This is a genomic window from Limnohabitans sp. INBF002 (assembly GCF_027924905.1).
Taxonomy (GTDB): domain Bacteria; phylum Pseudomonadota; class Gammaproteobacteria; order Burkholderiales; family Burkholderiaceae_C; genus Limnohabitans.
The window spans coordinates 1,928,468-1,952,865 of the sequence record NZ_AP027055.1; the positions used below are offsets into that span (position 1 = coordinate 1,928,468).

Annotated in this window: 24 protein-coding genes, 1 tRNA gene and 1 pseudogene; 20 read left to right on the forward strand and 6 right to left on the reverse strand. The window is 51.4% G+C overall.

Annotation, left to right across the window (positions count from 1 at the left end; all coding sequences use genetic code 11):
- Window positions 1-5: 5 nt before the first annotated feature.
- Window positions 6-668 (reverse strand): c-type cytochrome, encoded by a 663-nt coding sequence (locus QMG15_RS09585; RefSeq protein ID WP_281788415.1) that lies wholly within the window; start codon window positions 666-668, stop codon window positions 6-8.
- Between the two features lie 56 nt (window positions 669-724).
- Here QMG15_RS09585 and QMG15_RS09590 point away from each other — a divergent pair, with 56 nt between their 5' ends.
- From QMG15_RS09590 to QMG15_RS09605, 4 genes and pseudogenes are all read left to right on the forward strand, one after another.
- A complete protein-coding gene (locus QMG15_RS09590; protein WP_281788416.1) occupies window positions 725-1,579 on the forward strand; it encodes a MoxR family ATPase in 855 nt (284 codons plus the stop codon).
- A gap of 12 nt (window positions 1,580-1,591) precedes the next feature.
- Window positions 1,592-1,813 carry a hypothetical protein gene (locus QMG15_RS09595; RefSeq protein ID WP_281788417.1) on the forward strand — a complete coding sequence of 74 codons (222 nt, stop codon included), beginning with the start codon at window positions 1,592-1,594 and terminating at the stop codon, window positions 1,811-1,813.
- Window positions 1,810-2,421, forward strand: a pseudogene (locus QMG15_RS09600) (GNAT family protein). The gene QMG15_RS09595 and the pseudogene QMG15_RS09600 overlap by 4 nt, the downstream one beginning before the upstream one ends.
- A gap of 15 nt (window positions 2,422-2,436) precedes the next feature.
- A complete protein-coding gene (locus QMG15_RS09605; RefSeq protein WP_281788418.1) occupies window positions 2,437-3,621 on the forward strand; it encodes a VWA domain-containing protein in 1,185 nt (394 codons plus the stop codon).
- A gap of 18 nt (window positions 3,622-3,639) precedes the next feature.
- Here QMG15_RS09605 and QMG15_RS09610 read toward each other — a convergent pair whose 3' ends face one another.
- A complete protein-coding gene (locus tag QMG15_RS09610; protein ID WP_281788419.1) occupies window positions 3,640-4,245 on the reverse strand; it encodes a TetR/AcrR family transcriptional regulator in 606 nt (201 codons plus the stop codon).
- Window positions 4,246-4,342: 97 nt separating this feature from the next.
- Here QMG15_RS09610 and QMG15_RS09615 point away from each other — a divergent pair, with 97 nt between their 5' ends.
- From QMG15_RS09615 to QMG15_RS09650, 8 genes are all read left to right on the forward strand, one after another.
- A complete protein-coding gene (locus QMG15_RS09615; RefSeq protein ID WP_281788420.1) occupies window positions 4,343-5,800 on the forward strand; it encodes an efflux transporter outer membrane subunit in 1,458 nt (485 codons plus the stop codon).
- Between the two features lie 25 nt (window positions 5,801-5,825).
- Complete coding sequence (locus tag QMG15_RS09620) at window positions 5,826-6,731, forward strand: efflux RND transporter periplasmic adaptor subunit (RefSeq protein ID WP_281788421.1); 906 nt, start codon at window positions 5,826-5,828, stop codon at window positions 6,729-6,731.
- 16 nt (window positions 6,732-6,747) lie between these two features.
- Window positions 6,748-8,289, forward strand: a complete 1,542-nt coding sequence (locus QMG15_RS09625) for a DHA2 family efflux MFS transporter permease subunit (RefSeq protein ID WP_348773318.1) — start codon at window positions 6,748-6,750, stop codon at window positions 8,287-8,289.
- A 17-nt stretch (window positions 8,290-8,306) separates the two neighbouring features.
- Entirely contained in the window at window positions 8,307-8,777 is a 471-nt protein-coding gene (locus tag QMG15_RS09630; protein WP_281788422.1) for a universal stress protein, read from the forward strand.
- 14 nt (window positions 8,778-8,791) lie between these two features.
- Window positions 8,792-8,866: transfer RNA gene (locus QMG15_RS09635), tRNA-Arg, on the forward strand.
- Window positions 8,867-8,944: 78 nt separating this feature from the next.
- Complete coding sequence (locus QMG15_RS09640) at window positions 8,945-10,276, forward strand: tyrosine-type recombinase/integrase (protein WP_281788423.1); 1,332 nt, start codon at window positions 8,945-8,947, stop codon at window positions 10,274-10,276.
- Window positions 10,277-10,747: 471 nt separating this feature from the next.
- Complete coding sequence (locus tag QMG15_RS09645) at window positions 10,748-11,374, forward strand: hypothetical protein (protein ID WP_281788424.1); 627 nt, start codon at window positions 10,748-10,750, stop codon at window positions 11,372-11,374.
- Between the two features lie 114 nt (window positions 11,375-11,488).
- Window positions 11,489-12,073: a recombinase family protein gene (locus QMG15_RS09650; protein ID WP_281788425.1), complete on the forward strand. Its 585-nt coding sequence runs from the start codon at window positions 11,489-11,491 to the stop codon at window positions 12,071-12,073.
- Here the strand turns inward: QMG15_RS09650 and QMG15_RS09655 are convergent.
- The gene (locus QMG15_RS09655) at window positions 12,063-13,055 is read right to left on the reverse strand and encodes a hypothetical protein (RefSeq protein ID WP_281788426.1); all 993 of its coding nucleotides are present in this window, start codon (window positions 13,053-13,055) and stop codon (window positions 12,063-12,065) included. The two genes, QMG15_RS09650 and QMG15_RS09655, sit on opposite strands and share 11 nt — an antisense overlap.
- 129 nt (window positions 13,056-13,184) lie before the next feature.
- On the opposite strand from QMG15_RS09655, the gene QMG15_RS09660 reads away from it, so the two are divergent.
- Complete coding sequence (locus QMG15_RS09660; protein WP_281788427.1) at window positions 13,185-13,295, forward strand: helix-turn-helix transcriptional regulator; 111 nt, start codon at window positions 13,185-13,187, stop codon at window positions 13,293-13,295.
- Window positions 13,296-13,622: 327 nt separating this feature from the next.
- Here the strand turns inward: QMG15_RS09660 and QMG15_RS09665 are convergent, their stop codons facing one another.
- The 3 genes from QMG15_RS09665 to QMG15_RS09675 all read right to left on the reverse strand — a co-directional run bounded on the left by QMG15_RS09665 (window position 13,623) and on the right by QMG15_RS09675 (window position 17,012).
- Window positions 13,623-14,180 carry a helix-turn-helix domain-containing protein gene (locus tag QMG15_RS09665; RefSeq protein ID WP_281788428.1) on the reverse strand — a complete coding sequence of 186 codons (558 nt, stop codon included), beginning with the start codon at window positions 14,178-14,180 and terminating at the stop codon, window positions 13,623-13,625.
- A gap of 204 nt (window positions 14,181-14,384) precedes the next feature.
- A complete protein-coding gene (locus tag QMG15_RS09670; RefSeq protein ID WP_281788429.1) occupies window positions 14,385-14,792 on the reverse strand; it encodes a c-type cytochrome in 408 nt (135 codons plus the stop codon).
- A 6-nt stretch (window positions 14,793-14,798) separates the two neighbouring features.
- Window positions 14,799-17,012: a SulP family inorganic anion transporter gene (locus QMG15_RS09675; RefSeq protein WP_281788430.1), complete on the reverse strand. Its 2,214-nt coding sequence runs from the start codon at window positions 17,010-17,012 to the stop codon at window positions 14,799-14,801.
- 137 nt (window positions 17,013-17,149) lie between these two features.
- On the opposite strand from QMG15_RS09675, the gene QMG15_RS09680 reads away from it, so the two are divergent.
- The 7 genes from QMG15_RS09680 (at window position 17,150) to QMG15_RS09710 (ending at window position 24,397) form a co-directional block, all read left to right on the forward strand.
- Window positions 17,150-19,264 (forward strand): TonB-dependent receptor, encoded by a 2,115-nt coding sequence (locus tag QMG15_RS09680; RefSeq protein ID WP_281788431.1) that lies wholly within the window; start codon window positions 17,150-17,152, stop codon window positions 19,262-19,264.
- Window positions 19,265-19,354: 90 nt separating this feature from the next.
- A complete protein-coding gene (locus QMG15_RS09685) occupies window positions 19,355-20,590 on the forward strand; it encodes a PQQ-dependent sugar dehydrogenase (protein WP_281788432.1) in 1,236 nt (411 codons plus the stop codon).
- Between the two features lie 32 nt (window positions 20,591-20,622).
- Window positions 20,623-21,186 carry a c-type cytochrome gene (locus QMG15_RS09690; protein ID WP_281788433.1) on the forward strand — a complete coding sequence of 188 codons (564 nt, stop codon included), beginning with the start codon at window positions 20,623-20,625 and terminating at the stop codon, window positions 21,184-21,186.
- A 25-nt stretch (window positions 21,187-21,211) separates the two neighbouring features.
- On the forward strand, window positions 21,212-22,069 hold the full coding sequence (locus QMG15_RS09695) for an amidohydrolase family protein (RefSeq protein ID WP_281788434.1): 858 nt from the start codon (window positions 21,212-21,214) through the stop codon (window positions 22,067-22,069).
- A gap of 12 nt (window positions 22,070-22,081) precedes the next feature.
- Window positions 22,082-22,894 (forward strand): SDR family NAD(P)-dependent oxidoreductase, encoded by an 813-nt coding sequence (locus QMG15_RS09700; RefSeq protein ID WP_281788435.1) that lies wholly within the window; start codon window positions 22,082-22,084, stop codon window positions 22,892-22,894.
- Between the two features lie 11 nt (window positions 22,895-22,905).
- On the forward strand, window positions 22,906-23,865 hold the full coding sequence (locus QMG15_RS09705; RefSeq protein WP_281788436.1) for a tripartite tricarboxylate transporter substrate binding protein: 960 nt from the start codon (window positions 22,906-22,908) through the stop codon (window positions 23,863-23,865).
- 10 nt (window positions 23,866-23,875) lie between these two features.
- The gene (locus QMG15_RS09710) at window positions 23,876-24,397 is read left to right on the forward strand and encodes a carboxymuconolactone decarboxylase family protein (protein ID WP_281788437.1); all 522 of its coding nucleotides are present in this window, start codon (window positions 23,876-23,878) and stop codon (window positions 24,395-24,397) included.
- The last annotated feature ends 1 nt before the right edge of the window (window position 24,398 follow it).

Genomic DNA, 24,398 nt, shown 5'->3' on the forward strand with positions numbered 1-24,398 from the left:
TCGACTTAGCGGAACTTGCTTTGCGGCACGGTTTTCAAATCGCCTTGCTGTGCAGCCATGTAATTGGCCAGCTCTTTCAGCTCAGCATTGCTGAACTGCTTGGCCACACCACCCATCACACCGTTGCTGCGGCCCCAAGTGGCAGCACCTTCCACTTTGTAGGACTTCAAAGCCACAAACAAGTAGTCGGCATTTTGGCCAGCGATCTTTGGATAGCTCGGGTCAATCGTTTTGGCAAAGTTTTCACCATGGCATGAAGCACATGCACCTTTGGTCAGCAAGGCGGCCACTTTGGCATTGGGCTCTTTGGCTTTGTCTGGCAACGGTGCACCTTCAACTTTGCCGTGATTGGCGTAGTAGGCAGAGATGTCTGCCATGTCTTGGTCACTCAGGCTGTCAGCAATGCCGCGCATGGTGGGGTGCTTGCGTTCGCCTTTTTTGTAGGCGTTCAAAACAGTGGTGATGTATTTTTCGTTTTGGCCAGAAATTTTGGGAACCTTATAAACTTCGGGAAAACTGGCCTGGTAACCGACGATGCCGTGGCAGCCGATGCACATGGCAATTTTCTTTTCACCTGCGTTAGCATCACCTTTGATGTCTTGCGCAAATGCCAGTGAAGACACGGCAGATACAGTCAGAGCAAACGCGATCGAAACAATCTTTTTCATATGCAAACCACAATCCCTAGAGGTTGATGTAACCCAAATAATAGACGGAACTACCCATGAAATTCAAAGGCACTGACACCTACGTTGCAACCCAAGACTTGATGCTCGCAGTCAACGCAGCCATCGCGCTCAAGCGGCCCTTGCTGGTCAAGGGTGAACCAGGCACAGGCAAGACTATGCTTGCAGAAGAGGTGTCCCAAGCCCTGGGTTTACCCCTGTTGCAATGGCACATCAAATCCACGACCAAGGCCCAGCAAGGCCTGTACGAATACGACGCCGTGAGTCGTCTACGTGACAGCCAAATGGCTGATCCCGAAAGTGCAGCACGCGTCAAAGACATCAACAACTACATCCTCAAAGGTGTGTTGTGGCAGGCGTTCACCTCCGAGCAACCGGTGGCCTTGTTGATTGACGAGATCGACAAAGCTGACATCGAGTTTCCCAACGACCTGTTACGCGAACTCGACCGCATGGAGTTTTATTGCTACGAAACGCGCCAGCTCATCAAGGCAAAAAACCGACCTTTGGTGTTCATCACCTCGAACAACGAGAAAGAGCTGCCAGACGCGTTCTTGCGTCGCTGCTTCTTTCACTACATCAAGTTCCCAGATGCCGACACCATGCGCCACATCGTGCAAGTGCACTTCCCCACCATCAAGCAAGACTTGCTAAGCGTGGCGATGAAAACCTTCTTTGACATCCGTAACTTGCCCGGCTTGAAGAAAAAGCCATCGACCAGTGAGTTGATTGACTGGCTCAAGTTGTTGGTGGCCGAAGACATTCCGATTGAAGCCCTGCAAACCGCAGACGACAAAGTGTCCATCCCGCCACTCGTGGGCGCACTGCTGAAAAACGAGCAAGACACCACACTGTTTGAAAAACTCGTGTTTATGCAAAGCCGCAACCGTTAAAAAGAGAACATCATGTTTGCATCCCTCATCGAAGGTCTGACCGACGCCATTGGTTTCGTCGTCGGCGCATTGCTCGGCTATGGCTTGGGCGTGGCATTTGGCTTGAATTTGTTTGCCGAAGGCTATGGCACGGGCAGCATCATTGCCATCTTGTTGGTAGGCATTGGCGGCGGTATGGGCTTGCAAGCTGCTCGCCACTTCCGCGCCAAACCAAGTGATTCTGAATCCCTATGAACCCATTTGCTGCGCCTGCCACGCTGAGTGGTCAATATGTGAAATTGGTACCACTGCACCACTCGCACCATGATTCACTGGTAGAGGCGGTTCGCGATGGTGAGCTTTGGAATCACTGGTACACCACCATTCCTCGCACTGAAAACATGGCTGGCGAAATTCAACGTCGCTTAGACCTGCAGACCAAGGGCAGCATGTGCGCTTTTGCTGTGATCGACACAGCAACAAATCAGGCTGTGGGTATGACGACCTAGATGAACATCGACGCAGTCAATCGTCGTGTCGAAATCGGCTCAACGTGGTATCGAAAAAGTGTGCAGCGCTCATCCATCAACACCGAGACCAAGCGCCTCTTGTTAGGGCATGCCTTTGAACAGCTGGCATGCATCGCGGTCGAGTTCCGTACGCACTTCTTCAATCAACAAAGCCGTCGCGCCATCGAGCGCCTAGGTGCCAAACTCGACGGCATTCTGCGCAGCCATCAAATCAATCCGCATCCATTGGCTGCAGGCGCACTGCGTGACACCTGCGTGTACAGCATCATCGCCAGTGAATGGCCCAATGTGAAAACGCATCTGGACTACCAACTTGCACGCTTGCGTGCTTAAGGACGAAGACACAACATGCTGATCGACTTCTTCTACACCCTGCGTGCCGCCAAGCTGCCGGTTTCGGTGAAGGAGTACCTCACCCTGCTTGAGGCGCTGCAAGCCCAAGTGGTGGGCCCCGGCAGCGATGCCTGCAGCATGGACGACTTTTATGTGTTGAGCCGCCTCATCTTGGTCAAAGACGAAAAGCACTATGACAAGTTTGACCGTGCGTTTGGTGCCTACTTCAAAGGCGTGGAGCTGCTGACCGACTTCACCAAAGAAGTACCACTCGATTGGCTAGAAAAAATTCTTCAAAAAGAACTCACGCCTGAGCAAAAAGCAGCCATCGAAAAAATGGGCTGGGACGAGTTGATGGAGACGCTCAAAAAACGCCTCAAAGAACAAAAAGAACGCCACGAAGGTGGCAACAAATGGATTGGCACGGGTGGCACATCACCCTTTGGCAATGGCGGCTACAACCCGCAAGGCATCCGCATTGGCGGCAAAGGCGGCAACCGCAGCGCGGTCAAGGTGTGGGACCAACGCGCCTACCGCGACTACGACGACACCCAAGAGCTGGGCACACGCAACATCAAAGTGGCGCTGCGTCGCTTGCGCCGCTTTGCACGTGAGGGCTCGGCCGAAGAGCTCGATCTAGACGGCACCATCCACAAGACCGCGGCCAACGCGGGTTTCTTGGACATCTTGATGCGCCCCGAGCGCCACAACAATGTGAAAGTGTTGCTGCTGATGGATGTGGGCGGCACCATGGACGACCACATCGCCCGCGTGGAAGAACTGTTCTCTGCTGCCAAGGCCGAGTTTAAGCACTTAGAGTTTTATTACTTCCACAACTGCGTGTATGACTTCATGTGGCGCAACAACAAGCGCCGTTACGCCGAGAAGTTTGAGACGTGGGACATCATTCGCAAATACAACAAAGACTACAAGCTCATCTTCATTGGCGACGCCACCATGAGCCCGTATGAAATTGTGCAGCCCGGCGGCAGCGTGGAATACAACAACGAAGAAGCCGGTGCCGAATGGCTACAGCGCCTGCTTCACGCTTTTCCTAAATTTGCGTGGATCAACCCAGAGCCACAAGGTGTGTGGGAGTACCGCCAAAGCATTGCGATGATTCAACAAATCGTCAGCAACCGCATGTACCCGCTCACACTCAAAGGCTTGGAAGAAGCCATGCGAATGCTGAGCAAATAATTCAAATCACGCGTGGATTCAGTCTTTGCCGTAAGCGGCCATGAACACCGCCACAGCGCGCTTCACCGTCAGCAGCAGCTCCTTTTTAGGAAGCTCTTGCAGTGTTTGAAAAATAAAGCCTTCAATCCACTCGGCCTCTAACAAACCCTTCAAGTGCAAGCCCGCTACGCGTGGATTGGCCTTGCGTAACTGGCCTTGATCCATGGCGGCTTGAATGAATGCAGTGATCGCAGCCTCACTGCGTGCGGGCCCCAACTCAAAGCACTTCTTGCCTAAATCTGATCGTCCAGCCTCAGACGACACCAAGCGACGCACGGCCTGAACTTGCGGTGAATAGAGCAACGTCAACAGACCCACACCAAAGTTTTCTAGCGACTTTGTGATGTCATCCATCCCTGTGTCCAGCGTTTCAAAAATTGTTTGAAATTCAATTTCTGTCGCTTCAAACATCACCGCAAAAAACAATTCCTCTTTAGAAGGAAAGTAGCTGTACAGCGTAGGTTTGGAATAACCCACGCGCTCGCAAATGTCTGACATCGAGCTGCGCTCAAAACCCGACTGTTGAAACACCTCAGTGGCGGCTTGCAGAATCGCCTGCCTTCTTGTCTCTGTTTTTGTTCTCATGTCCAGTATTTTATTTTTAAACCAACCGGTTTATTTTTTAGTTTAACCCCGATAGAATTCCCATTACTAAACCAATTGGTTCAATAATGGAGTTTTGATGCTTAGACCCAAATCACCGCCATCGCCTTTGGCAAGACGACTCACTTTTCCACTCATCGGTCTTTGCTGTGCCGCCTACCTGACGGGCTGCGCGCAGTTGCCAAGCGACACAGCCACATCACAAATCAGGCGAGTAGACGAATTCCAATCGCATATGTCATTCCAAGCGGCCAATGCCGCTTGGCCTGCCGAACAGTGGTGGCACGCCTACGGCGATGCACAGCTCAATGCACTCATTGAAGAAGCCATGGCCGCCTCTCCCACCCTCATGGCGGCCACAGCCCGCGTGCAGCGCGCTGATGCAATGACACAAATTGCAGGTTCCTCTACAAAGCCTCAGGTCAGTGCGAACGCATCCGTCAGTCAAGACAAGCTGAGCACAAACTACTTGACCCCCAAAGCTGTCACACCATCGGGCTGGAACGACTACGGTCGCGCCACGGTGAACCTGCAATGGGAGTTGGACTTCTGGGGCAAAAATCGCGCATCGCTTGCCGCTGCCACCTCGGAATTGCAATCTGGACAAGCCGAATTGGCGCAAGTTCGGTTGATCCTCGCTTCGGGCATCGCCAGCCACTACGCCGAGCTGAGTCGCTTGTTCGCGTTACGTGACATTGCCAAAAGATCCGTCGAGCTGCACAGCCAAACAAGTGCTTTGGTTAAACAACGGCTGGACAGAGGCTTAGACACGCGTGCCCCCCTGCACGAAGCAGATGCCCATCGCGCCGAGGCAGAAAGTTCAGTGCTGGCATTAGAAGAACAAATTGCCTTGCAACGCAACCGTCTAGCCGCACTGATGGGCGGAGGTCCAGATCGCGGGCTCAGCATTGTCAAACCAACACTCAAGCTCGAACACAGCTTTGGCCTGCCCACTGAACTCGCGGTGAACTTGTTGGGCAGACGCCCCGATGTGGTGGCTGCACGCCTACAAGCCGAAGCACAAGCCAGCCGCATTGAACAAAAGAAAACTGAGTTCTACCCGAACGTCAACTTAAATGCGTTCATTGGTGTGCAGTCGCTCGGTATCGACATGCTGAGCAAAGACGGTTCCAGCATTGGCAGCGTAGGCCCTGCCATTTCTCTGCCGATCTTCACAGGCGGGCGTTTGAGAGGTGAACTTCGGGGCGCACAAGCCCGCTACACCGAAGCCGTAGCAAATTACAACGCCGCCATTGCACACGCACTGCAAGAGGTGGCGGATGCTGCCGTCAGCCAAAAGGCATTGAACCAACAAACCTTGAAAGCGCAAGAAGCGTTTGAAGCCAACAGTGAGGCCTATCACCTCACCCGTCTGCGTTATGCGGCAGGACTGGCCAGTGCCATCGAACTTCTTTCAGTGGAAAACAGACGCCTTCAAAGTCAAACCGAATTGACCCATTTACGGTCCGTGTCTTTCTCGCTCGACATCGCACTCAAACGCGCCCTGGGCGGTGGATTTCAAACAGCCCAGCGTTAACCAAGACATTTATTCAGGAATTTTTATGACTCAAAACAACACGGCAGAACACACATTGAAGCAGCGTCGTAACCAACTGTTCATGCTTTTAGGAAGCTTGGTCGCAGTGAGCGCCATTGCAGTGACCACCTATTGGACCTTGTATGCCTCGCACTTTGTGTCCACCGACAACGCCTATACCGCTGTAGAAGTGGCTCAAATCACACCTGCGGTGAGCGGTACCGTGCAACAAGTTCTGGTGAAAGACACACAAGTGGTCAAGGCGGGAGACATCTTGGTCATGATCGACCAGACCGATATCAAATTGGCCATGGCTCAGGCCAACGCACAACTCGCCGCAGCCCAAGCTGACTTTGAGCGTGCACGTACAGACCTTGAGCGCCGTGCGCCCTTGGTGTCATCAGGCGCGGTGTCAGGCGAGGAATTCACACGTGTGAAAAGTACACAGGCAACCACCGAAGCGGCACTCACCGTAGCCCGTGCCCGCCTTGAGCAAACCAAGGTTGATTTAGAGCGAACCACCATCAAATCATCGGTCGATGGCGTGGTCGCCAAGCGTCAAGTACAACAGGGGCAACGCGTGCAAACGGGCATGCCTCTGATGGTGGTGGTACCGGTAGGCGATATGTATGTAGACGCCAACTTCAAAGAAGTTCAATTGGAAAAAGTACGCGTCGGTCAACCCGTCAAATTGCACGCCGATTTGTACGGCAAAGGCGTGACTTACACCGGCGTGGTGGAGGGTTTCTCTGGCGGATCCGGCTCGGCCTTCTCTGTTATTCCTGCACAAAATGCCACCGGCAACTGGATCAAGGTGGTGCAACGCCTACCTGTGCGTGTGAAGCTGGACCCAGCACAACTACAAACCAACCCACTCAAGGTTGGACTCTCGATGAGCGCCGAAATCGACACACGCCAGTCAAAGAACTGAACCCAACGAGGCGTCTATGAATGAAACTACACATGCATCACCTGGGCTTGATGCACCACTGACAGGCGGCATGCTTTGGTTGGCCGCACTGATGCTGGCAGCAGCCAACTTCATCGCCGTGCTGAATATGACGATTGCCAACGTGGCAGTGCCCAACATCGCAGGCGCGCTCGGCGCAGCCACCAGCCAAGGCACATGGGTCATCACGTCTTATGCCGTGGGTGAAGCCATCACCGTCCCTTTGACAGGTTGGTTGGCTTCCCGTTTTGGCGCCGTTCGTGTGTTCACCACCTCCATGGTTTTGTTTGGTGTCTTCTCCATCATTTGTGGCCTTGCACCCTCGCTGGGAATTTTGGTGGTTGCGCGCGTGTTTCAAGGTCTGTGCGGTGGCCCGTTGATGCCGCTGTCACAAACCTTGTTGATGCGAATTTTCCCCAAGGACAAAGTAGCGGCAGCCATTGGCTTGTGGTCGATGACCACGCTCGTCGCGCCGGTGATTGGACCGATCTTGGGTGGGTATTTGTGCGACGACTTCAGCTGGTCATGGGTATTTTTGATCAATGCACCGATTGCCATTGGTTTTGGTTTTTATGCATGGCAACTGCTCAAGCGTTACCAAGAGTTGGGCGCTCGAAGTCCGATTGATTTGGTCGGCATGGGGTTACTCATCATCTGGGTTGCTGCTTTGCAGTTGATGTTGGATGAAGGCAAAAACTTAGACTGGTTTGCATCGGCTCAAATGATTGCTTTGGCCCTCATCGCAGCCATCGCCTTTGCCGCATTCTTGATTTGGGAATTGCACGAGGCACACCCCATTGTGGATTTACGCGTCTTCCGGCATCGAGGCTTTACGATAAGTGTGCTGACCATCAGCTTGGCCTTTGCTGCCTTCTTTGCCGCCAGCGTTCTCACGCCACTGTGGTTGCAAAGTTTCATGGGCTATACCGCCACAGATGCGGGTTTGGCCACAGCGTGGACAGGTGTGACCGCCTTGTTTGTTGCCCCCGCAGTAGCCAACAGCAAACGCGATCCGCGTTTATTGGTGTTCATCGGGGTCATCTGGATGGGGCTTGTCACGCTATGGCGCACCGTGGGAAACACCGACATGAGTTTTTGGGACATCTCAATTCCGCTGATGGTCATGGGTTTTGCGCTGCCCTTCTTTTTCATCCCTTCCACAGGCCTCGCCTTAGGCTGTGTGGACGAACGGGAAATGGATTCAGCCGCGGGCCTGATGAATTTCTTGCGAACACTCTCGGGTGCTTTTGCAACATCCTTGGTCACAACAGTGTGGAGCGATCAAGCAACACACAACCATGCTGAATTGGTAGGCATCACCGACGCCGATGGACGTATGCGTGACTTGCTATCCCAAGGCGGTGCCACGCCTGATGCCGCCAATCAAGTCATAGATTACATGATTACCTCACAAAGCATCATGCTGTCCACGAATCAAATCATGACTGTCATTGGCTTCATTTTCATCTTCGCCGCCACCTTAATTTGGCTGGCACCCAAACCCGTACGCACCATTGAGCCCGGCGCAGGCGGGCATTGACGTTTAAAGGAAAACTCATGTTCAAACATCTACTTGTACCGACAGACGGCTCCGATTTATCACTGCAAGCTGTTGCGCGTGCGGCCTCGTTTGCCAAAGAGGCAGGCGCTCGCATCACGCTGTTTTACGCAGAACCAGACCCCCCTGCTGCTTACATGGGCATGGGCACCATCAGCGCCCCGCACCTCGACCAAGACATGCACAACCGCTTGGACAGTGCGGCCAAAGAGATTCTTAATGCGGCCGAGGCATTGGTGCGTGATGCAGACGTTGCTTGCCAACAAGTGGTATCAATCGGCAACAAACCTCACACTGTGATCATTCAAGCTGCTGAGGCCCATGGGTGTGATTTGATTTTTATGGCATCACACGGCAGGCGCGGTTTAAGCGGTTTACTGCTCGGCAGCGAAACGCAAAACGTATTAACGCACTCTCAAATTCCTGTGTTGGTTTATCGAGGCCCGAAAGACGCAAGCCGTGAGTCGTAAAATACACGCCGGTTGCCACCGTAGTTCAATGGATAGAACTCTCCCCTCCTAAGGGAGTGATACAGGTTCGATTCCTGTCGGGGGCACCAACAATTATCGTAAGTCGTTGTTTTTAATAGACATTCCCTTAGTCCATAACGTAGAATTAGGACATTAGAGGGGACAAAGTGGAAAAACAACCAAAAACACACATTGAAAAAAAAGGTTCTGGCTGGCGCTTCGTCATGCGTCTAAACCCCAAGAAAGGGGCTTTTTACGGCCTAGAAGAACCGATAAAGCTAACTAGACAGCTAGAAGCCTCCACAGAACAACAAGCCCGTCTAGACGCTTCTGACATTGCCTACAAGCTTAGAACCCTGCAAAAGGTAGCCAAAGGCGATAGAACTACCACTTTCAGTACGCATGAAAAGCTTTTAGCAGTCGAGGGATTTCTGTTCTTCCATCGTGATTACGACCCTAGAAAGTACGTTCAGAACAAAAACTCCATCGGTTACGTCGAGCAATCTCAAAACAAAATCATCGAAGATGGGTTCATTAAACAAGTCGAGGACTATTACCGAGTAGAGCGCTATGCCAAGGTGGCTTCTTACACCCCATTAGGTACTGTACTAATCGAAGCTCTAAGGGACAACAAGCGCCCACTGTTGGGTATGTCAGATGAACTTCCTACTTATATAAACAAAGAACGTGCTATCCCCTTTTCATCTAAGGCAATCTACGATTCAACACGGTACGCGCACTTATTCGAAAACTACATCGGAAAGAAGCCCTTCAATCTGATAGACCGTTTAGATGTGAAAAGCTACATTGAGCACAGAATGAAGTCCGTTAGTCCAAACAGCGTTCGTCGAGAGCTAAGAAGCCTAAGTGCAATCTGGAATTACAGCAAACTAAACGCTGATTTAGACATACGCAATCCATTTGCAAATCATTCGTTACCTAACCAACCAAAGAAAAATAGAGCAACGGCACAACCAGCAGAAGTACAACGACTGTACAAACTGATTATTGAAAGCGATAAAGCTAGCTATGTTGAGCATCTATGTTTGATAGTTTTATTAACAGGTTGCAGATTAGCTGAAGCGTGGGGTCTTGAACCTACAGATATCAATGAAGAACGCCTAGCTTTTAAAATACAACATAACGAGACAAGGCGCATTAAAAATCAAATCAGCACAAGAGAACTACCTCTGACGCCATCAATACATAAGGCAATCACCAAATATTTTGATTCAACAAAACCAAATTCTGCTGCATCCGCATCTGCTGCGCTGGGAAAATTCTACAAATCTAATGGATTTGAATTTAGCTCTCATAGCTTGAGACACTTTATGCGAGACACGCTAGATAAACTTGGGGCAAGAGCTTCAGAGATAGACGGCATATGTGGCTGGAGTAGCGGCACCATGCGAGACCAATATGGAAACAGAGACCTTACTGAGTTGCTGCGTCAGCGGTTGCAAGCAGTAGAAAACCATATTTCTGAATTGAACTCTTAGTCTGAACAGCAAAAAACAATATAAATACATTAATACTATGTAACTAAATTATCAATAGTTAAGTATTTTAGATACTAACCTCTATACGAAAATATTGTAATTTATGCTTTTTTCTGGTATAATCCAAACTGTCAAAAGTCATTAAAATAAGACTGCGACTTGAGAAAATATAGATAGTTAAATTACCAATTCCAACTACATATTCAAATACATTTTTGTAGTTGCTTTTAAATTAATTTTTAATAATAATTCATCATACAAATCACCATCTGGCAAGCCTTTCAAGAGCAAAACCTCTTAAGAATCAATTAAACATTAGGTTCAGATGTGTTTACTGTTTAAATTAAACAGGTTCAAAGCATTTCACGGATAAGTTAAACATTAAAATTATCGCCTCTATTAAAGAGAGGTAATTTATGTACATTATTAATTGATTTATTTAGCTATCTCCACTTTACTAAGGAGATTTACATGCCAAATATTGATTTCACTAATTACCCACTAAACAGCTCTGAGAAGACAGAAGAAGGGTTTGATGAAACCATACTCAAAAATATACAACTCATTTTATCTGAATCCGTAAGTACGCATAGGGAGCCTAGACTTGCTCATCTTGTGGTTCAGTCGCCTAATGAGTTAATCTTCGAAAGACTTGGAGCTGAGATTAGAAGATGGTTCACACAGAGGAAGCCTAGTTGCTCTAGTAAACCGTTATGGATAGCAGTTTATGAGCAATCTAGCAGCAGAGGGTTTCATCTTCATATAGCTGTTATCGCTGACGGCATCGCTTACGTTGACTTGCAGATTCTCAGTGAGCGACTGTCTAAGTTCAGCAGAAAGGGAAAAGCAAAAGTATTGAAACGAAAGCGAGTTTTCCTTACGGATAGTGACGGCGTAATTCGTAAAAATGAAGATGGCGGACTCATTCGCAAAGGTCATTCGGATTATCACACCTTAAAAACAGAGCTAGCTGATGGCTATGAGAGGCTTAGCTATTTTGCAAAATCAATGACCAAGCGTTTAATTCCAAATAGAAAAAAATGTTATCTGGTATGCAGGTTAAGCAATGCGTTAGCGGCCCAGCGGCCTGAGCTTTAAGCTGGACAGTCAAAGCCAATAAGTTGTAACTTTCTTGCCTATGGCTATTAATTAACTATTGACTATCTTTTTAGCTAGCTATAAAATTACCCTATCTTTTTATCCTTAGTAACTATGTCAAAACACTTTGCCTACTTCAGAGTCAGTACCAATTCCCAAAGTATTGAAGCTCAACGCCAAGCCATTGGCAGCAACTTTGATGCTGAGTTCATTGATTCAGGAATTAGCGGTAGTGTTATGGCTAAGGATAGAAAGGGGTTATCAGAACTGATGCTCGTTGCCAGAGCTGGAGACTTAGTTAGCTGTTATGCCATCGACCGTCTTGGTCGCGACTCAATTGACGTTCAACTAACCGTCAAACAACTTCTAGAAAAAGGAGTAGAACTAGATATCCACGGCATCGGAAGGATTCATGGCGATATCGGAAAAATGATAGTTGCCCTGCTAGCTCAAGTTGCAGAAATGGAACGTAGCAAAATCAGAGAGCGTACAGCCGCTGGTCGTGCTGCCGCTAAAGAAAGCTTCGAGGCTACTGGAAAGACTCACAAAGGTAAATCGTCACTAGGTCGACCCAAAGCAGCTGACCACGCAAAAGTTAAAGCGTGGAGAGAGCTAACCAGCGCCAGCATAAGTCAAACGGCTAAACACTTCAAAATCAGCGAAGCCACTGTTAAGAACTACTGCAAATCTACAGTTTGACATTATTTTCTAGCAATGCCTTCCTAAGTTCTAAATAGCGTTTCTCGGGAGTGTTCAAATCTGGAATCGCTATTACGTTCATATTAGTAATTCTGAACTCCCAACCTTCTGTCTGTGGGTATTTTTTTCTATACACTTCTCCTCGATAGGTCCCCACTGTAGAAAGTAAAAATATTTTATTTTTATAGTCTATGGTTTTACCACCATCAACTGTGAAAATCACTTTCACAATACCGTCAGATACTAAAACTGGTTCGGCTCGCCCTCTTCTACCGTATCCATCAAGCGTCAATCGACCTGCTGAGGGAATGGCAAAAGAAAATGTAGTTTCCTCCATTCGACTGCCATAATCTTCTTTACTAATGATTCCGTTTTTGGCTGCATCGGCTTGAAGTGCATGAATTCCACCTGCGATAAATCCCAGTCCTAGCCCAGCACCAATGTTATATCCCGCACCCTGAGCTGGATTTATTGCAGAACCACTACTTACTGAAGTAGCAACAACTTGACTACCGCCAGTAGCCAACGCTGAGGATATAGCTGGTTCTGAGGTTATCTGAATCATGCCTGATACCGATACAGCGTCTCCCTTCTCACTTTTTAAGAACCCGCTCGTTCTTTTATCTAGGTCTGCACTTAGCCTCAATACTTGCCCAACCCTGTGGTTGTAAGTTATACCGTTTAATGCCTCTAAGCTCTCTGAACTATGTTGTTTAATCGGGTAATTTCTCTCAAAATTTATACGCTCTGTAGACCTATCTGGACTAATAAATCCCGTCTTATCGTTGCCAACACTCAGTGAAATATCTTCTAGCGATTTAGTCAAATCTATTTTGACTGTATTTGAATAGAGATAATTCTCTGGTTTAATGTTTTTCACGTATTCTGGTGTCGAGGCACAACCAGTAAAAAACACAGACACAGCCGATACCACTACCATGGTATTCAGTAATTTATATCCATTAAATTGAAATTTATGCATATTTAAGTCGTTGTTGCGTTTTATTTCTTCCAATTGACAAACTCCAATATAGGTCAATTTGGACTATATCAGAATGAACTTAACCATCAGGGAATGGTTATCTCTGTTCACAACGTTAGATATGCTCGAATGCGCTCAGCACTCAAGGAAGCAAGAAAAAAGGCTGGTCTTTCACAAGTGCAACTTGCAGAACAGCTGTACATGGAGCAATCAAACCTCTCAAAAATTGAACGGGGGTGAACGCTACATGGATGTGTTCTTTTTCATCGACTACTGCAAGGCATGTAACGCTGACGCTGCTGCAATCCTTAAGCAGATTGACACCTCTATTTAGTCATTGATATTTTGAAATCTACACAAGGTAGCTGGCCACATTTTGCGGTCTATCAAAGACATTTGACAGCCTTCTAAACGGGGACAAAATGGGGGACAAAACACGCAAAATCAGGGGACAGTTTAAAAATAATGTCCCCATATAATGTATAACATATTGATTTATATGAATTTTTCAGGAGTCAACAAGAAGGCAAACTCCTGTCGGGGGCACCATGTTCGCCTACGGGGCTATTAGCCCACGGGTCGCGTCTTCTCTTGACCGATCCAATAGCAATCACACGAGAGCGCTTCTAAGCCTTTGCGGTTGATGACCTCAATCTCACCTCGCCGCGATTCGATGTAGCCCAAACCTGTCAGCTTTTTCAACGACAACGTCATCGCCTCGCGTCGAAATCCCAAAATGCCGGACAGCTCTTTGTGTGTGATGGCAATTTTGGATGTCGAGATGCGGTCTAAGGTGATGAGCATCCAACGAATCAGCTGCTGCTCCACACTGTGGTGTTTGCCGCAGGCAATCGACTGTGCGAGCTGCATGACCATGCGCCGCATCGCAGCCATGGCGGACTGCATGTAAAAAGGACAAAACGGGTACTCTCGCTGCAAGATGCACACAGGTATGCGATAGGCCAACCCGGAATTTCTGACATAGGCGCGGTAAAAACTTGGCGCGTTCAAAGCACCCACGGTGCTGGACTTGCTCAACATGTAGGTCTCCACGCTGTAGCCATCGGACATGTCAGTCATCATCGACACAATCGCGCCAACGGGGTAATACACATAGGCGGGCACCTCCCCAGTTCTAAAAAGTGTCTCACCTTTGACAAGTGACACAAGCTCCATATGGGGCGCTAATTTTTCATACTCAGACTCTGGTAATTCAGCTAGTAATCTATTGATTCGAGGGGTCATTCTTTCAAGCTAACAATATCTCAACAAGACAAAGCTTACCAAAGATGATTTCCTAACATGGCCTCTGCACAAGCAAGAAATAGCTCATGAAGAAAGATTCATGATCCATTTCACAATCTTTTTCGCCTCGTCGTTGCTGACCAAAGGACGCTCCTGCGAATTGGGCATATTGGCCTTTGAGCTCCAATGCTGCCCACCGCCGTCTTGTGTGCCTTGTTGAATCGTCGAAATCAGCAGCTGCTCAGCCACTGGATTACCTTTCCAACGTTTGGCAATGCGCTGAAATGAAGGCCCAATGCGCTCAGCCGTAACATCGTGACACTGCATGCATTGCTTGTCTTTGACCAGATTGACATCCGCAAAGGTGGATGTGCTCATGCCCAGCATGAGGATCAGCAAAATCTTTTCAACTCTGTCCATGTTTCCTGCTCCTTGAATGGCGAAATGCCATCTCGACGCTACCAGCGCGGCGCAAGAAACAGTGTGTGACACACCACATTAGGCCTGCCGCATCTCACGCAATTCAGCATTGGCATGGCGCAAGCGGTCAGCGATGGCCAGGGCCACCGAGCGCATGACGCTGATGCTCATCACAGGGTCGCCCGCCGCCACAGTGGCAAAGGCTTTACGGTCAATCGCGATCAATTCGGTTTCACGCGTCGCGTACACGTCTGCCGAGTGCGCGCGGCCATCCAAAAACGACATTTCGCCAAAGAATTGACCACGGCTGAACGTGGTGAGGTGAATCGTTTTGCCATTGGCCAAGGGCAAGCTCACCTTCACCTCGCCTCGGCTGATGAGCATCAGCTCATGACCAGTCGAGTCAGCACCAAACACCAAATCACCCGCTTGGTACACATGGTGCTGAGCGCAGCGTTCGAGTGCCGCAATTTCTTGCGCATTCAAACCGTGGAAGATTTCAAACTTGCCTAAAGGAATGCCTTCGTGCGACACATGCGCGTGGCCAGCAAGGGCCAAGGTTTCGTCTTCAATCCATTCCAACGCTTCGTCAAACTCGTCAAAAATTTTGGCCGTGCTGTCGGACAACAAGCCGATGTGGTCCACGTACGAACGCAAATCTCGCCCGCTGGGTAAACGCTCGGGGACGCGGGTGAGCACCAGCTTGGCATGGCGCTCGGCCAACATGTTACGAATCCGTTCAATCATGTGGCCTGCGGTCATGTCCATCGACTGCACGCGCATGAAGTCGAGCACCACAAACTTGGCATCGCTCAACTCGGGCTCAATGGCGGTGTACAACTGATCGGTGGTGCCAAAGAACAAGCTGCCTTGCAATTCAAAAATCACGGTATGGCTGCCCTTCTCGGTCAGCACGTCTCGTTCGCGTTGGCCACGCACGCGCGAAGAAAAAATCTTATCGCCAAACGACTTGCGCCGAATGGTGGAGGTGTGAATTTGCTCACGCAAAAACAGCATGATGGCCAAGGCCACGCCCACGCCCGATGCGGCAATCAAGCTGACCGTATTGGCCACGATGACCACCATCAAAATCACCGCAAAATCAACCATCGTGTCTTTGGACTTGAGCAACTGCAGCGAGTGCCAATCAATCATTCTGAAACCGATGACGATCAGCAATGCGGCCAAGGCTGACACAGGCACCCATGCGATGAGCGAAGTCAGCAACAAAATTGCCAACAAGGACCACGCGCCTTGGAACACACCCGACAAATACGTGGTGCCACCACTGGCCTTGTTCACCAAAGTCGCGCCCATGGTGCCCGCGCCGGGTGCGCCACCAATCAGAGAAGAAGCCAAATTGCCTAAGCCTTGGCCAATCAGTTCTTTGTTGGAGTCATGGCGTGAACCTGTCATGGCATCCAACACCACGCAGGTCTTGAGGGTGTCAATCGACAGCAACACGGCCAAAGTGATGGCAGGAAACGCAATGTGCGTCCAGTTAGGCATGCCAGATTCGCTCAAGCTGCGAAAGGGATCGAGCAACGATTCAAAGAAGCCCTCGCCACCAACCGACAGTGGACCAATGATGAACGGGTTGTCGTGCAGGTTGCGCAACTCCGGCCAGGCAGTAAAGGCCAATAGCCAATAAGAGAGCATTCCGCCTAGCAAGCCCACAATCACCGCAGGCACACGTTTGGAAATGCGTGGCGCCAGCAACATGAATGCCGCCGTTGCTGCACCGACGATGAGGCTTGGTGCTTGCCAAAGTTCCATCGCGTGTAGGCCCTGCCACCAGTTCATGCCCTTAGGCAGCGCCATCCACTTTGGCAATTGGCTCATCACGATGATCAGGCCCACGCCACTCAAATAGCCACTCACCACGGGAAACGGCATGTACTTGATGAGTTCGCCAATGCGCAGCAAGCCAAACGAAATTTGTACCAAGCTGCTGATGAAAGCCACCAAAAACAAGGTCAGCACCACAGCCCCCACACCTGAGCCTTGTTGCGTCATTTGGATGGTGAGGGCTGACAGCACCGCCGCTGCGGGCGCACACGGCGCAGAAATCAGGCGCTGCGTGCCGCCAAACGTCGCAGCGATCAGGCCTAACGCCGTCACCCCCAACATGCCAGCCAACGCGCCTTTGGCGCCAAAGTCTGCGCCCAGCGGCGAAAAGATGGTCACACCAAAAGCAATGGCCGAGGGCAATGCCACCAACATGGCGGCAAAACCACCCCAGATGTCACCAGATAAATTGGCGCGCGATAGTTGTAATTGAGCGGTAGTCATTGCTCAAGGTTATCACTGTCTACAGGCCTGACTTCAGTCACTCAGACGACTTCTTAAGGGTAATCACGCAAACCTGATCACGCATCATGGTTGGTATGTCCTCATACAGTTCTTGGTCACGTTTTTTCCCACTTGTCATGGGTGTTGCGACGCCACTCTTACATGCGCAAACACCGATATCACCACTGCCCGATATCGTGGTGCAAAGTGGTCGTTTGGTGCAACAACAATTCGACACCCCTGGATCGGTTTACGCCATAGATGCTGACACATTGCGCAGCTCAGGCCCACAAGTCAATATGTCAGACGTGCTCAATCGCGTGCCTGGTGTGGTGGCCCTGAACCGCAACAACTACGCCCAAGACGTTCAAATTTCTATTCGTGGCTTCGGCTCGCGCGCTGCATTTGGTTTGCGTGGCATTCGTCTCATCACCGATGGCATTCCTGCATCGATGCCAGATGGACAAGGTCAGGCCTCGACCGTCAGCATGACATCCACAGATCGCGTCGAAGTGCTGACGGGGCCTTTGGCGCAGCTGTATGGCAACGCATCGGGGGGCGTGATTCAAACGTTCACACGTGAAGCGGGCGACAAGCCCGAAGCACAGGTGCAGATGTACGCTGGTGCATTTGGCATGACACGCACCGATTGGCAAATCAGCCAACGCACGGGTCAGGTGGGACTCGTCGCCGACTACAGCACCTTCGCGACCGAAGGCTACCGTGCCAACAACGACGCACGTCGTCAGCAACTTAACAGCGTGATCACCGTCGATGTGCAACCGGACACACGGTTTAAATTCATCATCAACGTCTTTGACATGCCCTATGCCAAAGATGCACTGGGCCTCACAGCCAGCCAACTTGCAACCAACCCGGCACAAGCAGGCACAGGCGCGATGGATGCGCGCACACGCAAAGCCGTCAAACAAGAACAAACAGGTCTTGTGATGGAGCATGCGGTGAACAGAGATTTGAAATTTCAAGCTCGCGTCTACGGAGGCAACCGAAGTAATTTGCAATACCAAGCAGCCACGGTAACAAACCCGACTGGCGCATGGACAGGGCTAACGCGTCAATTCGAAGGCATGGGCTTACAAGCCAACGGCAAGGCGCATGTTTGGAATGGTCAACGCATGAACTGGGTGGTTGGAACCGACATCGACCACGCGCAAGAACAGCGTCAAGCAGGTAACGCCGCAGTGGGTGAAAAAACAGACACCACACGCAACGAACTCAATGAGGCCAGCAACCGTGACTTTTATGCCCAAGCCAATTGGTCATTGGGCGAGCGCTACACCTTGACAACGGGTGCACGCCAAAGCCAGGTCACCCTCAAAAGCCGAGACGATGTGCCGATTTCCGGAACACATCCAGACAATGGCTCCGGCAGCGTGAATTACACAGCGACCAGCCCAGTTCTTGGGCTCACCTGGCACGCACAAGACAATTTAAATATTTACATCAACCAAGGCAAAGGCTTTGAAACACCCACGATGGCAGAGGCGGCTTACACACTGCTAGCCCCCAGCACCATCAAAGGTCAATTCAATCCCAATCTCTTAGCCTCGCGCAGCAAACATCTGGAGTTGGGCACCAAATGGCGCCCCTCGGCAAACACCCGCGTTGATGCCGCCTGGTTTCAAATCAAAACAGACGATGAAATCGTCACGGTGCGTTCGTCAGGTGGCAAAACTGCCTACGCCAATGCCTCCAAAACTTCACGGGATGGGTTTGAGCTGGCGTTGCGCCATCAATACGACAGCCATTGGCGCGGCCACGTTTCGGCCACGTTCATGGATGCCACGTATGCGCAAGGTTTCAGCAACTTTGTGAATGGCACGACCAACAATGTGTCCGCAGGCAACAGCCTACCGGCCATCCCCAAACGTCAATTGTTGACATCGCTGCAATGGTCTGAAAAAGGGTTTTCTCTGGCCGGACAAAAACCGCCATTGGGTTTTGAAGCCAGCCTTGATGTGATCAGCCGATCCAGCATGTGGGCGAACGACACCAACTCAACCACAGCAAACGACTACGCCCTAGCGCCCGGTTACACGCAACTGAACACACGTGTACGCCAACGCTACCAAGTGGGCCCTGCACGCGTCGAAGTGTCAGTGGGAGTGGACAACCTCACCGACAAAAAAGCCATCAGCTCTGTCATCGTGAATCAGTCGTCCAAACAATATTTCGAACCTGGTTTGCCACGTGCTTGGATCGTCGGTGTGCAAAGCCAAATTCCACTTTGACACACGCCACTCGGGTTCACCCTAATCGCCTTGGTGACTCACAGATTCAGCAATTACGTTTTTAATCCAAGACCTTCAAAGGAGACATTTGTGAAACGTCAACACTTTACCCGTACCCTACAAAATGCGGCCCTCACCTTGGGCATGACATTCAGCAGCTTGGCCATGGCGCAAGCGCCAACCGCCCCTCCCGCATCAGCGATTCCACCCACCTGGGCGCAAGGCCGCACCCCCGAACAAGCCGCATTGAATCTCGTGCCGCATCCACCAGGCATGACGGCCTTGCCCGCCAGCGACATTCCAACCGACAAGCTCAAAGTACCCGCTGGTTTCAAGGTAGAGCTGTGGGCCACGGGCATGCCTAACGCGCGCTCGATGGTGCAAACACCCAAAGGCACTTTGTTTGTGGGCACACGTTTCCCAGGCAACGTTTACGCGGTGGTTGAAAAAGATGGCAAACGCGAAGTCAAGACAATTGCCAAAGGTCTGCACCGTCCTAACGGTGTGGCATTCAAAGATGGTTCGCTGTATGTGGCCGAGCTGTCACGCATCATTCGCTACGACAACATCGAAGCCAACTTAGACAACCCACCTGCGCCCGTGGTCGTGTTTGACGCACTGCCCAAAGACGAGCCACACGGCTGGAAGTTCATGAAGCTCAGCCCAGACGGCAACTACTTGTATTTCCAAATCGGCACGCCTGCCAACATCACCGTCCAACCTGTGACACACGCCGTGATTGTTCGCTTGAACCTCAAGACCAACATCATGGAAACCGTGGCTCACGGGGTGCGCAACAGCGTTGGCATGGATTTCCATCCGGTCACCAAAGAACTTTGGTTCACCAACAATGCACGTGATTGGGTCAATGATGATTTGCCCAACGACACCTTGCACCGCGTCACACGCAAGGGCATGAATTTTGGCTACCCCTTCTGCCACCAAGGCGATTTGCTTGACATCGACTTCGGCAAAGGCCGCTCATGCGATGAGTTCGACAAGCCCGTGTTGAAGATTGGCCCACACGTGGCAGCTTTGGGCATGCGCTTTTACACCGGCAAGCAGTTCCCTGCCGAGTACGCCCACAACATCTTCATCGCTGAACATGGCTCATGGAACCGCACCAAGAAAACAGGCTTTGATGTGGTGCGCGTCGCGCTTGATGCCAAAGGCAATGTCACCAAGAAAGAAGTCTTTGTGTCCGGCTGGATTCAAGGCGACGATTTCTGGGGTCGCCCTGCGGACGTCCATGTGATGAAAGATGGTTCACTGCTCGTGTCTGACGACGTGGCCGGTGCCATCTTCCGTGTCTCACACAGCAAATAATGTCTAGGTATGTTTCAAAGGCCATTCAGGGAATGGCCTTTTTTTTCGCAGCGCTAGCTGCGCAGTACGCCTGGGCTGCGCCAGATGCGGTGGCGGGCAAAGCCAAAGCGCAGCTGTGTGCCGCATGTCATGGTGAGAACGGTGTGTCCCCCAACCCAGACATCCCACATTTAGCCGCACAACCGCCGCTGTCCATCTTTTACCAATTGCTGCAGTTCCGTGACCAGCGCCGCAAAGGCGGGGGCATGGAAGCTATCGCGACGACCCTGACTGAACAAGACATGCGCGACATTGCTGCCCACTACGCCACGCTGCCGGCACCAGCGCCTCAGGCGGGTGGCGATGCGCAAAAGATTGCACGTGGTCAACAAATTGCACAACAGCAATATTGTTCGTCCTGCCACGGCGCACAGCTGCAAGGGCAAAAACATGTGCCCCGTCTGTCGGGTCAATCACACACCTATTTCGTCACACAGCTGCGCAACCTTCGCTCGGGTGCGCGCGCCGACATGGACGGCACGATGGCCAGTGCGGCACGCAGTTTGACGGATGAAGAGATTGATGCCATGGCTGCGTACGCGCGTAGCTTGCCTTGAGCTCGTCAAAAATATGCAAACCTACATGACGCAACCTTCGCAACCCACATGGCGCTTGCCCGCCAATGCTTGCGATGCGCACGTCCATGTGTTTGGCCCCACGGCACGCTTTGCTTATGCCAACACCCCAGGGGCTAAACCGGCCGAGGCGCCCAAAGAAAAACTCTTTGCACTGCACAAACAACTGGGCATCACGCGCTGTGTGATCGTGCAATCCATGGTGCATGGTTTTGACAATGCAGTCGTGGAAGACGCCATTACCGCAGGCCACGGCCACTACTTAGGCGTGGCCCTGACACCTGCGCACGTGGATCACACAGAGCTCAAACGCTTGGCTGCAGCCGGCTTTCGGGCTGTGCGCTTTAACTTCATGAAACACTTGGGCATGGGCACAACACCCGATGACCTCGTGGCATTGACCCACCGGCTAGCAGATCACCAAATGCACTTGCAAGTGCATTTTGAGAGCAGCTTGATCCACGAACTCGGCCCTTGTTTCCAAAAATCTGCCGTTCCTGTGGTGATCGACCACATGGGCCGTGTCGATGCAGCACTGGGCCTACACCATGCCGATTTTCAAGCCCTGTGCCGCTTGTTGGATGATCCCAAGTTTCATGTGAAAGTGAGTGGCATTGACCGAATTCAAGCGCGCGTGCCCTTGACTGAGCCGCCCTACACACAGGGCATCGAATTAGCCAAGCATTTGGTCGAAAACTTTTCACACCAATGTGTGTGGGGCACAGATTGGCCCCACCCCAACCACACACACGTACCAGACGACGGCGTGCTGGTCGATGCGCTGCAACACATCGCCCCCACCGCGGCGTTGATGCAGCAGGTGTTGGTAGACAACCCACAAGCGCTTTATCGCTTTGAAAACTGAAAGCCATTCACGATGACAGGAAGACTGCAAAACAAAGTGGTGCTGGTCACAGGCGCAGGTTCTGTCGGCCCAGGCTGGGGCAATGGCCGAGCCATTGCAGTTCGTATGGTCGAAGAAGGCGCCAAGGTGATGGCGCTGGACCGCGAGCAAACACGCCTAGAAGAAACGCTGTCACGCGCCCATGCACTATGCCCAGTCAACCACGGTGAAATCGCGTCCATGACGTGCGATGTCACCAGCACTGCCTCTATTGAAGCAGCCATACAAGCCACCCTCGACCGCTTTGGCCGCATTGATGTGCTCATCAACAACGTTGGCGGCTCGGCTCCAGGTGGGCCTGTAGAAATGAGCGAAGAGGTGTGGGATGCCCAAATCGACCACAACCTCAAGAGCGTGTTCATGATGTGCAAATATGTCTTGCCGGTGATGGAACAACAAGGTGCGGGCGCCATTGTCAATCTGTCATCCACCTCGGGCATCCGCTGGACGGGTTCCGCCCAAGTCGCCTATGCCGCCACGAAAGCCGCGGTCATTCAACTGGGGCGCGTGGTGGCTGTGCAATATGCAAAAAAGGGAATCCGCGTCAATACCGTGGTGCCTGGCCAACTGCACACACCCATGGTGGATGTGCGCTTGGCAAAGCAGCGCACCGGTGGTGATGTACAGACATTGCTCACGCAACGACAAGCACGCATTCCGCTGCCCTTCATGGGTGACGGCCAAGACACCGCTAATGCTGTCTTGTTTTTAGCCAGCGATGAAGCACGCTTCATCACGGGTACAGAAATCATTGTGGACGGCGGCATGTCGGCCCGATGCGATTAAAGGAGCTTCACATGCAACGACAACGCTTTATCAAAATTTTGGCAGCTACGGCCCTGGTTGGTTTGACGACCTTGGCTTCTGCACAAACCAAAACAACACGCATCTTGGTGGCTTTCCCTCCCGGCGGTCCGGTTGACTTTGTAGCCCGCACGCTCACGGAGCAGCTGAGCAAAGAACTGGGGCAGCAAGTGATGGTTGAAAACAAGGCGGGTGCCAACGGCGCAATTGCGGCTGACACCTTGCTCAAAGCCCCTGCCGATGGCCAAACGTTGTGGCTCACCAGCGTGGGGGCCGTGGCCATCAACCCCTCACTTTATGCCGCTCTGCCCTACGATCCTTTGCGTGACTTGGCCCCTGTGTCATTGGTCGTCAACAACGTCGAAATGTTGGTGGTGAACCCAAATAACCCAGTCAATGGGCCACAAGAATTCATTGCTGCGGCGCGACAAAAATCAACCACCATGGCCTCTTCGGGCACCGGCAGCGTGCCGCATTTGGCCATGGAGCTACTGGCAGATGCCACACGTGCCGACCTGGTGCATGTGCCGTACAAAGGTGCAGCCCCTGCCATCACCGATGTGATGGCTGGACACGTGGATGGGTTCTTTGGTGACATTCCCGGATTGATGGGCCACATCCGCAGCGGCAAGCTCAAACCTGTGGCACTGGCATCAACACGCCGTCACCCGCTGTTTCCGGATGTCAAAACTTTCCAAGAAATTGGTGTCGCTGGCGTGGACTCTGACAATTGGTATGCCTTGTTCGCACACAAAAACACATCGGCTGCCGAGTTGGACCGCATCAACCAGGCCGTGCGTCGCACGTTAGCCAATGACGCGGTGCGCACGAAGCTGATCGCCTCCGGTGCCGAACCCTCAGCGTCTAGCTCTGTCGAACTGAGCACCTTGTTGAAGAATGACATGGCCAAATGGGGCCGTGTGATTCGTGACAAAAAAGTCAAAGCAGATTGAGGCCTTGAAGATGTCCAACGCGCGTATTCCAGCCATTGCCCCTGGCACACGCCCTGCCTTGGCAGCGCTGGAAGCCAAAATCATTGCCAAACGCGGACGCATCACCCCGCTTTACCAACACTTGCTCAACAGCCCTGTGATGGCCGAAGGTTGGGAGGAGTTTTTAAGCGCCGTCCGCCAACGCAACAGCTTGCCGGCAGACTTGCGAGAGCTGATTATTTTGCGCGTGGCTGTCTTAAACCGCGCGCCGTACGAGTTTGATGCGCACATTGAGCACGCACTGAAAGCGGGTTTGCCACACACCAAAATTGAGGCGGTCAAAGAACTCAAAGTTGCGACGCTTTTTAGCGAAGAAGAACAAGTGGTGCTTGCGCTCACCGACACCATGACGCGCGACATTGAAGTTCCTGACGAATTGTTCGCCCGCGTATCGACCTACTTCGAAGGCCAACGGTTGCTGGATCTGTGCATCACGATTGGTGCCTACAACATGGTGTCGCGCGTTTTGGTGGCACTGCACATTGGACACTGAC

Excerpts from the sequence above, each read along its gene's own strand:
- QMG15_RS09585 (WP_281788415.1), bottom strand. The coding sequence starts at position 668 with ATGAAAAAGATTGTTTCGATCGCGTTTGCTCTGACTGTATCTGCCGTG.
- QMG15_RS09590 (WP_281788416.1), top strand. The coding sequence starts at position 725 with ATGAAATTCAAAGGCACTGACACCTACGTTGCAACCCAAGACTTGATG.
- QMG15_RS09595 (WP_281788417.1), top strand. The coding sequence starts at position 1,592 with ATGTTTGCATCCCTCATCGAAGGTCTGACCGACGCCATTGGTTTCGTC.
- QMG15_RS09605 (WP_281788418.1), top strand. The coding sequence starts at position 2,437 with ATGCTGATCGACTTCTTCTACACCCTGCGTGCCGCCAAGCTGCCGGTT.
- QMG15_RS09610 (WP_281788419.1), bottom strand. The coding sequence starts at position 4,245 with ATGAGAACAAAAACAGAGACAAGAAGGCAGGCGATTCTGCAAGCCGCC.
- QMG15_RS09615 (WP_281788420.1), top strand. The coding sequence starts at position 4,343 with ATGCTTAGACCCAAATCACCGCCATCGCCTTTGGCAAGACGACTCACT.
- QMG15_RS09620 (WP_281788421.1), top strand. The coding sequence starts at position 5,826 with ATGACTCAAAACAACACGGCAGAACACACATTGAAGCAGCGTCGTAAC.
- QMG15_RS09625 (WP_348773318.1), top strand. The coding sequence starts at position 6,748 with ATGAATGAAACTACACATGCATCACCTGGGCTTGATGCACCACTGACA.
- QMG15_RS09630 (WP_281788422.1), top strand. The coding sequence starts at position 8,307 with ATGTTCAAACATCTACTTGTACCGACAGACGGCTCCGATTTATCACTG.
- QMG15_RS09645 (WP_281788424.1), top strand. The coding sequence starts at position 10,748 with ATGCCAAATATTGATTTCACTAATTACCCACTAAACAGCTCTGAGAAG.
- QMG15_RS09650 (WP_281788425.1), top strand. The coding sequence starts at position 11,489 with ATGTCAAAACACTTTGCCTACTTCAGAGTCAGTACCAATTCCCAAAGT.
- QMG15_RS09655 (WP_281788426.1), bottom strand. The coding sequence starts at position 13,055 with ATGCATAAATTTCAATTTAATGGATATAAATTACTGAATACCATGGTA.
- QMG15_RS09660 (WP_281788427.1), top strand. The coding sequence starts at position 13,185 with ATGCGCTCAGCACTCAAGGAAGCAAGAAAAAAGGCTGGTCTTTCACAA.
- QMG15_RS09675 (WP_281788430.1), bottom strand. The coding sequence starts at position 17,012 with ATGACTACCGCTCAATTACAACTATCGCGCGCCAATTTATCTGGTGAC.
- QMG15_RS09680 (WP_281788431.1), top strand. The coding sequence starts at position 17,150 with ATGGGTGTTGCGACGCCACTCTTACATGCGCAAACACCGATATCACCA.
- QMG15_RS09690 (WP_281788433.1), top strand. The coding sequence starts at position 20,623 with ATGGCCTTTTTTTTCGCAGCGCTAGCTGCGCAGTACGCCTGGGCTGCG.
- QMG15_RS09695 (WP_281788434.1), top strand. The coding sequence starts at position 21,212 with ATGACGCAACCTTCGCAACCCACATGGCGCTTGCCCGCCAATGCTTGC.
- QMG15_RS09700 (WP_281788435.1), top strand. The coding sequence starts at position 22,082 with ATGACAGGAAGACTGCAAAACAAAGTGGTGCTGGTCACAGGCGCAGGT.
- QMG15_RS09705 (WP_281788436.1), top strand. The coding sequence starts at position 22,906 with ATGCAACGACAACGCTTTATCAAAATTTTGGCAGCTACGGCCCTGGTT.
- QMG15_RS09710 (WP_281788437.1), top strand. The coding sequence starts at position 23,876 with ATGTCCAACGCGCGTATTCCAGCCATTGCCCCTGGCACACGCCCTGCC.